This is a genomic window from Streptomyces sp. CB02058, assembly GCF_001905505.1.
In the GTDB taxonomy this organism is placed as follows: domain Bacteria; phylum Actinomycetota; class Actinomycetes; order Streptomycetales; family Streptomycetaceae; genus Streptomyces.
In genome coordinates, this window is sequence record NZ_LIPG01000003.1 from 1,296,996 (window position 1) to 1,309,347 (window position 12,352).

A 12,352-nucleotide genomic window follows, 5' to 3' on the forward strand; every position below is an offset into this window, starting at 1 on the left:
GGCGCGCCTGTACCAATCCAGTGCAACAGTATTGCTGTCTCACCACTGTTGTGAAAGTGTCCGGCAGCATTGAAGCGCAGTCCAACCCCCGGTACGGACCGCTCGGTCCGGCCGATGGCGACAGGAGGCGGCCGTGACCACGATCCTGCGACTTCCCGGTGAGCCCGATCAACTCACCCTCCCTGCCCTGCTGTTGCGCAATGCCGAGGACCACGGGGACCTTCCCGCCCTCTCCTGGCGCGCTTCGGCCGACGACGAGGGATGGACCACCCTCACCTGGCACGAGGTGCGCAGGGAGACAGCCGCGCTCGCCGCCGGCTACAGCGCGCTGGGGGTGGAACGCGGCGAGCAGGTCCTCATGATGATGGGCAACAGGCCCGAGCACTGGCTCAGCGACCTGGCCCTCACCCACCTCGGGGCCGTCCCCGTCACGGTGTACGGCACCGCGGCCCCCGAGCAGACGGCGCACATCGCCCGGCACAGCCGCGCCAGGTTCGCCGTGGTCGAGGGCGCCGGCGAGCGGGAGCGCTGGGAACCGCTGCTGGCGGACCCCACCGTGCCGCTGGAGAAGATCGTCGTCGTCGAGCCGGACGCCGCCGGTCCGCACCTGTCCTACGGCTCGCTGCGCGCGACCGGGGACCGGCTGCGGAGCGAGGAGGCGTTCGACAAGGCATGGCGGGAGATCCGCGCGGGGGACCCGCTCACCGTCGTCTACACCTCGGGCACCACGGGCGACCCGAAGGCCGTCCCCCTCACCCACCACAGCGTGGTGGTCAACGCCCTGGCCCTGGACCAGGTGGTGGAGCTGCCCGACCACGTCGAGCACATCTGCTACCTCCCCTTCGCCCATATCGCGGAGCGGATGCTCGGCATCTATCTGCCGGTCTTCCGGGCCTCGCACGTCCATCTCTGCGCGGACACCGCGGCCGTGGCGGTCACCGCGCGCACCCTGCACCCCGCCCAGTTCTTCGGCGTGCCCCGGGTCTGGGAGAAGCTCGCCGCGTCCGTGCAGGCCGCCCTGGCAGGGCTGCCGGAGGAGCAGCGGACCGCCATCGAGACGGCGGGCGCGACCGCCCGTGAGCACGTCGCCTGCCGGGAGCGCGGCGAGCAGCCGTCCGCCGAGCTGGAGGCCGCCTACCGGGCGGCCAAGGACACCGTCCTGGACCCCGTGCTCTCGCTGGCGGGCTTCGAGCGGCTGGTGTGGACGGCCAGCGCCTCCGCGCCGATGCCGCTCGACGTGGTGCGCTTCTGGGCCGGCTTCGGCATCGTCATCATGGACGCCTGGGGACTCACCGAGACCGTCGGCGTGTTCACCACCAACAGCCCCTCGGCCTTCCGCCTGGGTTCGGTGGGGCGCCCGCTGGAGGGGCTGGAGCTCCGGATCGCGGAGGACGGCGAGATCCTCGTGCGGGGCGCCACGGTGTTCGCGGGCTATCTGCGCGCCGACGGCACCGTGGAGAAGGCGCTCGACGAGGACGGCTGGTTCCCGACCGGGGACATCGGCAGGGTCGACGACGACGGCTATCTGTGGCTCACCGACCGCAAGAAGGAAATGATCATCACCTCGACCGGGAAGAACGTCTCCCCGGCGCTCGTCGAGAACACGCTCAAGGAGCACCCCCTGATCGGCCAGGCCCTCGTCCACGGGGACGGCCGCTCCTACCTGGTGGCCCTGCTGGTCCTCGACACGGAGATGGCGCCGGCCTGGGCGGCGGCCCGCGGCATCGAGGGTGATCCGCTCACCAGCCCCGAGGTCCAGGAGGAGATCGCCCGCGCCGTGGAGGCCGCCAACGCCCGGCTGAACCGCACCGAACAGATCAAGCGCTACCGGCTGCTGACGCGGGAGTGGGGCCCGGAGACCGGCGAGCTCACACCCTCCCTGAAGCTCCGCCGCAGGGTGATCCGCGACCAGTACGGCGAGATGCTCGACGCGCTGTACGCGGGGGACGGCGCCTGAACGACCGGGCGTTGTCGGAGGCGGCCCGTACGCTGATGACATGCCGGGGATCACATATGTACGGGGGGACGCCACCGCACCGCAGGGCAAGGGCGTCAAGCTGATCGTGCACGTCTGCAACGACCTGGGCGGCTGGGGCAAGGGCTTCGTCCTCGCCCTGTCCCGCCGCTGGCCCGAGCCCGAAGCCTCCTACCGCCGCTGGCACCGCGAGCGCGCGGAGAACGACTTCGGGCTCGGCGCCGTGCGGTTCGTCCAGGTCTCGCCGTACATCTGGGTGGCGAACCTCGTGGGACAGCACGGGATGCGCACCGGCAGCAAGGGCGTGCCGGTGCGCTACGGGGCGATCGACGAGGGACTGGGGAAAGTGGCCGTGCGGGCCGCGGAGCTCGGCGCCTCCGTCCACATGCCGAGGATCGGCTGCGGACTCGCGGGCGGCACCTGGTCCCGGGTCGAACCCCTCATCACCGAGCGGCTGGTGGGCCGGGGCATCGATGTGACGGTGTACGACTACGGTTGAGGGCCGCCCGGACCGCCCGGGGCTTCCTCAGAGGCCGTAGCTCTTGCCGATGATGTCGCGCTGGATCTCACTGGTGCCGCCGTACACCGTAGACACGACCGCCGCGCGCAGATGCCGCTCCATGTCGTACTCGGTCGCGTAGCCGTAGCCGCCCATCATCTGCATGCCCTCCAGCGCCGCGTGCTTGGCCGTCTCCGTGGCCTTGAGCTTCGCCATGGACGCCTCGCGGGGGAACAGCCTGTCCGGCTCGGCGTCACAGGCCGCCGCCACGTCGAAAACCAGCAGCCGGGCGCACTCGATCTCGGTCGCCAGATCCGCGACACGGTGCCGGAGGGCCTGGAAGGAACCGACCGGGCGGCCGAACTGCTCGCGTCCCCGCACATAGGCGACGGTGTCCTCCAGGACGCGTTCCGCCAGACCCAGCATGTTCGCCGCGAGGAAGAGCCGCTCCGCGTTGAGCCCGGCCATCAACTGGGTCCAGGCGCGGTCGGCCGTGCCCACCACGGCGTCGGCGGGCAGGTGGACATCGGTGAAGAAGACGTCGTTGACCTCCCGGCCGCCCATCGTCTCGATCGGCCGGATCTCTATCCCCGGTGTGCCGGCCGGGACGTGGAACATGGTCAGCCCGTCGTGCTTCGCTCCGCCCGTGCCGGTCCGGGCCACCAGCAGGATGTGCTCGGCCAGATGCGCGTTGGAGATCCACGTCTTGTGGCCGTTGACCAGCCAGCCGCCGTCGGGGGTGCGTTCGGCCTTGCACCGCAGCGCCGCCACGTCAGACCCGGCGCCCGGCTCCGACATCGCGATGGACAGCACCTGTCCGGCCACCGCACCGCCGATCGCCGCCTTGCACTGCTCCTCGCTGCCGAACCGCTCGTACGCCTTCGCCGTGATCACCGAGGTGATGAACCCGCCCGCCGGCACGAGGCCGCGCGACGTCTCCCGCAGGAACAGGCAGGCATCGGTCATCCCGCCGCCCGCGCCGCCGTACGCCTCGGGCAGGCACACCCCGAGCCAGCCGAGCTCGGCCAGCCGGGCATAGAGGGAGGGGGCGTGCGGTCCGCCCGTCTCCGCCGCCAGCGCGTCGCGCTGCTCACGCGTTCCGCACTCGCGCCGGGCGAAGTCGCGCAGTGCCGTGACGAACGCCCCCTGTTCGGCGGAGACGGAACGGGGAAGGGCGTGGGTGACGGACATTCAAGACCTCCATAAGGGTGTGACGACCTGTCGCCGGGGGGCGGCCAGGGGTAGTTACAAAGAAACGGAGTGGGTAACAGTGTTGCCTTGTCGGTAAGGTGGAGTGGTCACGGCGGACGGGGAGGGCTCATGGCGGCACGGGGCAAGGACGATTCACTGCTGGCCAGGGCGCTCGTGGAGACGCCGCCGACCGACGCGCTGAGCGAACAGATCCTGGACGCGGCCCGCGAACAGTTCATGACCTTCGGACTGCGCCGCTCGACCGTCGACGACGTCGCCAAGCGCGCCAAGGTCTCGCGGGTCACGGTGTACCGGCGCATCGGCAACAAGGACAGCCTGGTCTCCGCCTGCCTGCTCCGTGAGTACCGCAGATTCGTGGTGGACGTGGACGAGGCGGTGGCCGCCCTGCCCACGATGGAGGACCGGCTCGTCGCCGGCTTCGTCGCCGTCCTCAAGCACATCCGCGAACACCCGCTGGTGGGCGGCCTCCTGAAGCTGGAGCCGGAGATCATGCTGCCGTTCCTCACCCTGGAGAGCGGCCCCTCCTTCCTCGCGATGCGCGGATATCTGACCGACCGGCTCCGCCGCGCCCAGCGCGCCGAAGGGCGGCCGGAGACGGACCCGACACCGGTCGCCGAACTGATGGTGCGGATCACCGTCTCCTTCCTCCTCAATCCGCTGAGCTGCTTCGAACTGGACGACGACGAGCAGGTCCGCGACTTCGCCCGCCGCTATCTGGTGCCGCTGCTCAGCGCCGGGTGAGCGCCGGTCAGAACCGGGCGTGCAGCTTGCGGCCCAGCTCGACCGCCTTGGCGACCTTCTCCCGGGGCGTCGCGAACGACGTCAGATCCACCGCGGGCGCGAACCGCCGTACGGTGACCGAGCGGGGAGCGGCGAAGGACCGCAGCCCCTCGTCGCCGTGGATGCGGCCGTAGCCGGACTCGCCCGATCCGCCGAACGGCAGCGAGGGGATCGCGGCGAAGCCGAGCACCGAGTTCACCGACACCGCGCCGGAGTCGAGGCGCTCCGCCCAGGCGAGACCGTTTGCCCGGGACGCCGTGAACACCGCGGCGCCCAGCGCGTACTCCGAGGCGTTGGCACGCTCCACGGCCTCGTCCATGTCCCGCACCGGGTTCACCACCACGACGGGGCCGAAGGTCTCCTCCGTCACCGCCGGCGAGTCCTCCGGCACGCCCGAAAGCACCACGGGCCCGAGCACCCGGCCCCGCAGGGAGTCGGGACCGCCCAGCTCGGCCCTGCCGCCGTCCACCAGCGCCTGCTTCACATGGCGTTCCACCACGTCGAGCTGGGAGGGCAGGGTGAGCGGACCGTACGCCTCGCCGTGTACCAGCGCCCGCGCCCGGCTCACGATGCGGGAGCACAGGGCCTCGTGCACCGATGCCACCGCGTACACCCGCTCCACACCCGCGCAGGTCTGTCCCGCGTTGCCCATCGCGCCCCACACGATCGCGTCGGCCGCGGCGTCCAGATCGGCGTCGGCCGCGACCAGCACCGCGTCCTTGCCCCCGCACTCGGCGAGCAGGGGAGTGAGGGTGGCCGCGCAGGCGGCGGCGACCTTGCGGGCGGTGCCCGGCGAGCCCGTGAAGGCGATCTTGTCGACCCCGGACGGCCCCTCCGCCCCGGCCAGGGCGGCCCCGGTGGAACCGGGACCGGTGAGCGTCGTCAGCAGATCCGCGTGGTCCGGGAGGGCCTCCCCGAAGCTCCGGGCCAGCAGGACCCCCACCCCCGGGGTGAGTTCGGACGGCTTGAACACCACGGCGTTGCCCGCCGCGAGGGCGTAGCCGATCGAGCCCATCGGTGTGTACAGCGGATAGTTCCACGGCCCGATCACCCCGATCACCCCGAGCGGGCGGTAGGCCAGCAGCGCCCGCTGGTGGACGGACAGGAGGCCGGACGCCACACGGCGCCTGCCCAGCACCCGGCGGGCGTTGCGTGCCGCCCAGTCCAGGTGGACCAGCGTGAGCAGCACCTCGGAACGCGCGTCGTGCACCGGCTTCCCGGTCTCGGACGCGATCAGTTCGGCGAACTCGTCCACCCGTCCGGCGAGCGACCGCTTCCAGAGAAGCAGCGCGCCCCGGCGCTCCCGGGGCCCCAGCGCGGCCCACGCCCGGCCGGCGGTCCTGGCCCGCGCCACGGTGGCGCGGATGTCGTCGAGGCTGTGCTCCTGGCGGTCGGTCCGGGTCGTCATGAGGTCTTCTCCTTGGGCAGGGGTTCCAGTGGGCGGCTCTGCGCCCAGTGAGGTCCGAGGTCGTCGAGCCGGTAACCGAAGGGATAACTGCGCGGCCGGGGCCGGGAGGGCAGCCAGCGCGGCCGGGCGGGCATCAGCCGCACACCGTGCGACCGGGCGCGCACCAGCCGCTTCGCCGCCGCCCGCACCAGCCGGGGCTGGGGGCGGAAGCCGAGCGCCTCGAGTAAGGGCTCGTCCAGCAGGGCGAGTGAGAAGCGCGCCACCAGGGGGCGCAGCGGGGCCGGGTACCACGCGGCGATGACCCGGAAGGTGGCGTTGGCGACCCTGCGGTTCGCCGGATCGTAGGCGAACATCCGGGCCTCGTAGGAGTCGAGCAGTTTCTCGAACTCCTCGTAGGTGCCGGGGGCGCCCTCGATGCCCATCATCACGGCCATCCGCCGCCCGACCTCGGCGAGCGCCGCCGCCTCCTGGTGGCACAGGGGCCGCCACCCGAAGCGGTCGATCCATCGCTTCGGGCCGACGACGGTGGTGGCCAGCACGTAGAGGTAGTCCTCGTTCGGGATGCGGTACTTGCCGTGGATCCGGTTGAGATGGCGCGCGGCGGCCCTGGCCCGCTCCGAATCGAAGCCCTCGGCGGCCATCTCGTATCCGAACAGGACGGTGTCGTCGTAGCGTTTCTGGCCGTTGCGCTCGAACTCCTGGGTGCGGTCGAGGAGTACGGAGATCCTCGGTACGCCGTAGTCGCGCAGGAACGCGACGCTGATGCCCTGCCGGTAGTCCCAGGGGAACTCGTACTGCGACATCAGCCGGAGTATCTCGGCGCAGTCGCGGGCGGGATCCATCCGGCGGATCTCGCGGAGTCGGCTGTAGCGGCCCATGATGTGCGACCTCCTCTGTGGTCGGAGCCGTTCACGTACGGGGGCCGGCCGTGAGGCCGGTGAAGCGGACATCGCGGGCGTCGACGAGCACCTGGCCCGCCCCGGCGGACCGAGCGCCGAGCCGGAGCGGCCGGACCGTCACCGGGAGATCCGCCGGGAGCGGCGTCCGCACGGGCGACGGCATCGATGAAGGGGACGAGGAGGGGCGCGGTCAGCACGGTCGCGTGGACGGAGCGATGGCGACCGCCCCGACCGCGGTCACCGGCGGTGCGAGCATCACGGCCGGCCTCTTCCGGTGCGTGCGGCCCTCGGCGCGCAACTCAGCTGTACCAGCGGGCATCTGACGGTCCCTCTTGTCCCTGGAGAGTCAAAGTTACAAATACTATTGACTTGTTTCACGGGCGCGTCAACACTGCTGACAGAGATTCGAAGAAGGAAGGCCCGGAAATCGCCGGCCCGCCGCGTCCCCGGCTCCCTCCTCCGCCCCGGGCGTCGCCGCCGCACGCGTGATCGCATACTGGAACACACACGGGCCCGGCACCGGTCCGAGCATCCGCCGACCCCCCTGGGAGCCCCGCATGACCAGCACGGGAGAGCCCGCACCGCCCCCGCCCGGCGGCGTCCTGTGGAGCCTGGCGGGCGACGTCAGGGGGCTGCTCATGCTTCCGGCGGCCCTCACCCTCCAGGTCGCCCACCCGGCCGTCGGGGCGGGCGTCGACGACCACTCGGTCTTCCGCACGGACCCCTGGGGACGCGGCGAGAGGTCCCTGAGCTCCCTCCAGCTCTGGGTGTACGGGGGAGAGGCGGCGGCCGAGGAGGGGCGCAGGCTCAGGAAGCTGCACCGCACCATCCAGGGCACCGACACCCGGGGCCGCCGCTACCACGCGCTCACGCCCGCGAACTACGCATGGGTGCACGCCACCGGCTTCCCGGTCTACCAGCACGCCTCGCGCTATCTGGTGCGCCCGCTCACCGAGGCACAGGAGCGCGCCCTGTACCGGGAGTGGCTCCAGGTCGGCCGGGTCCTGGGCATCCAGGACCGGGACATGCCGCAGACGATCGAGGAGTTCTGGCCGTACTACCGCCGGATGCTGGCCGACGAGGTGGAGGCCACCGTCGTCGTGAGGGAGCTGGTCGCCACCGGCGTCCCCGTGCCCCCGCCCGACCGGGGTCCGCTCGTGCTGCGGCTGCTCCTGCGGGCGCTGTGGCCGGTGCTGCTGCCGCCGCTGGCCCGGTTCCGCGCCTTCATCACCGTCGGTCTCATGCCGCCGGACGCCCGTGCGGCCATCGGGCTCGACTGGACCCCTGAGCAGGAGCGGCGCCTGCGGCGCTTCGGCGCGGTGGTGCGGCGCGTCGTACCGGTGCTCCCGGAGCGGCTGCGCTATCTGCCGCTGGCCCGGAGCGCGCGGAAGGAGTGGCGGGCCCAGGGAGCGTGGCCCGGCGGGAACCCCCGGTGATCCGCCCGCGGAGCCTCAGGCCGACGCCCTGCGGATCAGTTCCGTCGGGGTGATCACGGACTCCGGCCAGGCGCCCGTGCCGCTGTTCAGCCGCTCCATCAGCAGCCGCACCATGAGCCGTCCCATGCCCTCCACGTCCTGACGGACCGTCGTCAGCGGAGGTTCGGCGGCCTCGGCCACCGCGGTCATGTCGTCGAAGCCGACCACCGCCACGTCCTCCGGCACCCGCACGCCCCGCTCGCGCAGCACCCGCAGCGCACCCGACGCCATCATGTCGTTGGACACGAAGACGGCGTCCAGATCGGGGTGCGCGGCCAGCAGTTCCGCCATGGCCAGGGCCCCGCCCTCCGTGGTGAAGTCACCGTCCGCGATCAGTTCCGGCCCGGCGTCCGGCAGCACGTCGTGGTAACCGGCGATCCGGTCGAGCGCCGAGGTCTGGTCGCGCGGTCCGGCGATGTGCGCGATGCGCCGCCGGCCCAGCGAGACGAGATGGCGTACGGCGGCGCGGGCGCCGCCCCGGTTGTCGCAGTCGACGTACGGCACCCGCGGCGCGTCCTCGTCGCCCGGCGCCGGGTGCTCGGGACGGCCCCCGTACACCGTCGGCACCCGGAACCGCCGGATGATCGCGGGCAGTTCGTCGTCGGTGTGCAGGGAGAAGGCGAGCACGCCGTCCACATGGCCACCGGCCAGATAGCGGGTGACCCGGTCGAAGTCCCCGCTGCCCTCCACCAGGAGCAGGACCAGCTGTGCGTCGTGGGCGTTGAGCTCGCGGCTGATTCCCCGGATCTGGCGCGAGAAGAAAGGGTCGGAGAAGACCCGGAACTCCGGCTCGTCGATGATCACGGCGACCGCGCCGTTGCGCCGGGTGACCAGCGTCCGTGCCGCGTGGTTCGGGATGTAGCCGAGCTCCTCCACCGCCTCGCGCACCCGCTCCACCAGGGGGCGGCGCACGCCCGCCCCGCCGTTGACGACACGGGAGGCCGTCGCCCGGGACACACCGGCCCGGGCCGCCACCGCCTCCAGGGTGGGCCGGACGTCACGCTGCGGATCGGAGGTCGGGTCGGGCAAGAGTCGCTCCTCGTACACGCGCGCCCCGGCGGGGGAACGGCTGGAACCGGCGGGTTCGGTACGCACGAACCGGCGGGTTCGGCCCGAACGCGGTCAGCCTAACCGCCCGGCCGGGACGGGCCCCGGCGATCTCCCGAGGAGTGGGTGACATACCGGCTCATAAACGGTCAAGGCGGAACGGCTTGTTGATCCCATGAGATGCACACTGTGTGTGGTACTGCCTACGGAGAGCGAATTTTCGCACTGCGTGAAAGGTGCCATCTGTGTCACAAGACGAGCAGAGTTCGGGCGGGCGGGGGGACTACCTCCCGGTCACGGCCGATCTACCCGCCGAGCCGGCCCACGGCCGGCGCCCCACGACCGACCGTGTGGTCTTCGGCGTCACGGCGGTGCTCACCGTCGCCTTCGTGATCTGGGGTTCCACGGCCACCGATTCGCTGGAGGACGTCTCCAGCACGCTGCTCAACGGGCTGATCCACAACGGCGGCTGGGCCTTCATGCTGGCGGCCTCCGGCTTCGTGGTCTTCGCCCTCTGGCTCGCGATCAGCCGCTACGGGACGATCTCGCTGGGGCAGGAGGGCGAGGAGCCCGAATTCCGCACGGTCTCCTGGGTCGCGATGATGTTCAGCGCCGGCATGGGAATCGGTCTGATGTTCTACGGGGTGAGCGAGCCGCTGGCCCACTTCGTGAACCCGCCGCCGGGGACCCGCCCCGCGGACGCCGCCGAGGCCATGCAGACGGCCATGGCCACCACCCTCTTCCACTGGACACTGCACCCCTGGGCGATCTACGCGGTCGTCGGGCTCGCCATCGCGTACAGCACCTACCGGCGGCGCAGAAGGCAGACGATCAGCTCCGTCTTCGTGCCGCTCATCGGTGAGAAGCGCGCCCACGGCACCCTCGGCCGGATCATCGACATCCTGGCCATCTTCGCGACCCTCTTCGGCTCCGCGGCCTCGCTCGGGCTCGGCGCGCTCCAGATCGGCAGTGGCTTCCAGGAGCTCAACTGGATGGAGAAGACCGGCACCGGCCTGCTGGTCGCGATCATCGCCGTGCTGACGGTCGCCTTCGTCGCCTCCGCCGTCTCCGGGGTCGAGAAGGGCATCCAGTGGCTGTCCAACATCAACATGGTGCTCGCCCTGATCCTGGTGGTCTTCGTCTTCATCGCGGGCCCCACCATCATCGTGCTCGACCTGCTCCCCACCTCCATCGCCGCGTACTTCGGCGACCTCGCCCAGCTCGCCGGGCGCACCGAGGCCACCGGCGCCGGGGAAGTGGCCGACTGGCTCGCCAGCTGGACGGTCTTCTACTGGGCGTGGTGGATCTCCTGGACGCCCTTCGTCGGCATGTTCATCGCGAGGATCAGCCGGGGCCGTACGATCCGCCAGTTCGTCGGCGGCGTGATCCTGGTCCCCAGCACGGTCAGCCTGGTCTGGTTCGCCGTCTTCGGCGGGTCCGCGATCCGGCTGGAGCAGGCGGGCGAGCTCAAGGACGTCGGGGACACCCCGGAGGCGCAGCTCTTCGGCGTCCTCCAGCAGTTCCCGGTCGCCACCATGATGAGCATCCTGGTGATGGTCCTGGTCGGCATCTTCTTCGTCTCGGGCGCCGACGCCGCCTCCATCGTGATGGGCACGCTCTCCCAGAAGGGCGTCCTCGAACCCGCCAAGTGGGTCGTGATCTTCTGGGGCGTCGTCACCGGCGCCGTGGCGGCCGTCATGCTGCTCGTCGGCAACGGCCAGGGCGACGCGCTGGCGGGTCTGCAGAACCTGACGATCCTCGTGGCCGCGCCGTTCACCATCGTGATGATCGGCATGTGCGTATCGCTGATGAGGGACCTGCGGCACGACCCGATGATCGTCCGCAGGGAGTTCGGTGTGGAGGCCGTCGAATCCGCGGTCATCGAGGGGCACGCCAAGTACGACGGGGACTTCGAGATCCGGATCGGCCCCGGCACCGCGGAGGTCACCACCGACGAACGCCACAAGGGCGGCCCGGCGGCCTGACGGGCGCCGCGCCCGTCGGGTGGCCGCCCGGCCGGAGGTCACCCGACAGGCGCTCGGCGCACCAGCCGGGCCGCGGCCCGCGCACAGCCCCAGGCCACCGTCACCCCGGCTCCGCCGTGGCCGTAGTTGTGCACCAGCAGACCGCCGCCCGGCAGCTCCTCCGCCTCGATGCGCACCCCCGCGTCCCTGGCGGGCCGCAGTCCCACCCGGTGGCCGATGACCCGGGCCCCCGCGATCTCCGGCCGCACCCGGGCACAGCGCGCCACGATCTCCCGCGCGGTGCGGGGGTCGGGTTCCGTCCGCGGATCGTCGGCCTCCGCCGTGCCGCCCAGGACCAGCCCGCCCGGCTGCGGGAAGAAGTACGTCGTCTCGCTGGACGCCGGGTCCGCCTGGACGAACCACTCGTCGACGCCCGGATTCTCCACCACCACCAGCTGGCCCCGGACCGGCCGCACCCCGGGATCGGGGGCCAGCTCGCGGGCGCCGAGCCCGGCGCAGTCGACCACCACGGGAGCCTCGGCCGCGGCCTCGGCGAAGTCGCGCACCGTACGCCGCTCGACCACCCCGCCCGCCTCGGCCAGCCTGTCCTCCAGCGCGCGCAGATGGACCGGCATGTCGATCAGCGGAAGGGTCACCCGCAGGCCCTCCGCCACCTCGGAGACCCCCTCCAGGCTTCGGGCCCAGGGCCCGAGGGCGGCCAGCCGCTCGCCCCCGTGCACCCCGGCGACCATGCGCACCCCCGTCCTTCCGGCGGCCGCCGCCATCTCCTCGTACACCCGGAGCGTCTCCAGGGACCACGCGCCGACCAGGGCCGCGGGCTCGATCCGGTACGGCCACCACAAGGCCCCGGCCACGGCCGACGTCGTGTCCTGGGCCGCGTCACGGGACCAGACCCGCACCCGCAGACCGCGCTCCGCCAGCACCAGCGCCGTGGTCAGCCCGCTGACCCCGCCGCCCACCACGATCACGTCCGACACCGCGCTCACCCCTGTCTCCCTGCAGTCACCGCGCTCGCCGGTGCCCGGACGGCCATGGTCGCACCCGGGGCCCTGCGTCCGGCGGGAAGGGGGAC

At 72.0% G+C, this 12,352-nt stretch carries 11 protein-coding genes; 5 read left to right on the plus strand and 6 right to left on the minus strand.

The window, feature by feature from the left end; genetic code table 11:
• Nucleotides 1–133: 133 nt before the first annotated feature.
• On the plus strand, nucleotides 134–1,957 hold the full coding sequence (locus tag AMK10_RS19130) for an AMP-dependent synthetase/ligase (RefSeq protein ID WP_073749012.1): 1,824 nt from the start codon (nucleotides 134–136) through the stop codon (nucleotides 1,955–1,957).
• 40 nt (nucleotides 1,958–1,997) lie between these two features.
• Nucleotides 1,998–2,474, plus strand: coding sequence for a macro domain-containing protein (locus tag AMK10_RS19135; protein ID WP_073749013.1), 477 nt, complete (start codon nucleotides 1,998–2,000; stop codon nucleotides 2,472–2,474).
• A 27-nt stretch (nucleotides 2,475–2,501) separates the two neighbouring features.
• Here AMK10_RS19135 and AMK10_RS19140 read toward each other — a convergent pair whose 3' ends face one another.
• Nucleotides 2,502–3,665, minus strand: coding sequence for an acyl-CoA dehydrogenase family protein (locus tag AMK10_RS19140; protein WP_073749014.1), 1,164 nt, complete (start codon nucleotides 3,663–3,665; stop codon nucleotides 2,502–2,504).
• Between the two features lie 129 nt (nucleotides 3,666–3,794).
• Here AMK10_RS19140 and AMK10_RS19145 point away from each other — a divergent pair, with 129 nt between their 5' ends.
• Nucleotides 3,795–4,427, plus strand: a complete 633-nt coding sequence (locus tag AMK10_RS19145) for a TetR/AcrR family transcriptional regulator (protein ID WP_073749015.1) — start codon at nucleotides 3,795–3,797, stop codon at nucleotides 4,425–4,427.
• Between the two features lie 7 nt (nucleotides 4,428–4,434).
• On the opposite strand, the gene AMK10_RS19150 is transcribed toward AMK10_RS19145, so the two are convergent.
• From AMK10_RS19150 to AMK10_RS37435, 3 genes are read right to left on the minus strand one after another with little or no spacing between them, the layout of a single operon-like run.
• A complete protein-coding gene (locus AMK10_RS19150) occupies nucleotides 4,435–5,874 on the minus strand; it encodes an aldehyde dehydrogenase family protein (RefSeq protein ID WP_073749016.1) in 1,440 nt (479 codons plus the stop codon).
• Nucleotides 5,871–6,752 (minus strand): oxygenase MpaB family protein, encoded by an 882-nt coding sequence (locus AMK10_RS19155; protein ID WP_073749017.1) that lies wholly within the window; start codon nucleotides 6,750–6,752, stop codon nucleotides 5,871–5,873. The genes AMK10_RS19150 and AMK10_RS19155 overlap by 4 nt, the downstream gene beginning before the upstream one ends.
• A 31-nt stretch (nucleotides 6,753–6,783) precedes the next feature.
• A complete protein-coding gene (locus AMK10_RS37435; protein ID WP_158070879.1) occupies nucleotides 6,784–6,936 on the minus strand; it encodes a hypothetical protein in 153 nt (50 codons plus the stop codon).
• 394 nt (nucleotides 6,937–7,330) lie between these two features.
• Here AMK10_RS37435 and AMK10_RS19160 point away from each other — a divergent pair, with 394 nt between their 5' ends.
• Nucleotides 7,331–8,209, plus strand: a complete 879-nt coding sequence (locus AMK10_RS19160) for an oxygenase MpaB family protein (protein ID WP_073749018.1) — start codon at nucleotides 7,331–7,333, stop codon at nucleotides 8,207–8,209.
• A 15-nt stretch (nucleotides 8,210–8,224) separates the two neighbouring features.
• Here the strand turns inward: AMK10_RS19160 and AMK10_RS19165 are convergent, their stop codons facing one another.
• Nucleotides 8,225–9,277 (minus strand): LacI family DNA-binding transcriptional regulator, encoded by a 1,053-nt coding sequence (locus AMK10_RS19165; protein WP_073749019.1) that lies wholly within the window; start codon nucleotides 9,275–9,277, stop codon nucleotides 8,225–8,227.
• A 263-nt stretch (nucleotides 9,278–9,540) separates the two neighbouring features.
• Here AMK10_RS19165 and AMK10_RS19170 point away from each other — a divergent pair, with 263 nt between their 5' ends.
• The gene (locus tag AMK10_RS19170; RefSeq protein WP_073749020.1) at nucleotides 9,541–11,280 is read left to right on the plus strand and encodes a BCCT family transporter; all 1,740 of its coding nucleotides are present in this window, start codon (nucleotides 9,541–9,543) and stop codon (nucleotides 11,278–11,280) included.
• 38 nt (nucleotides 11,281–11,318) lie between these two features.
• Here AMK10_RS19170 and AMK10_RS19175 read toward each other — a convergent pair whose 3' ends face one another.
• Nucleotides 11,319–12,266, minus strand: a complete 948-nt coding sequence (locus AMK10_RS19175; protein WP_073749021.1) for an FAD-dependent oxidoreductase — start codon at nucleotides 12,264–12,266, stop codon at nucleotides 11,319–11,321.
• Nucleotides 12,267–12,352: the final 86 nt, after the last annotated feature.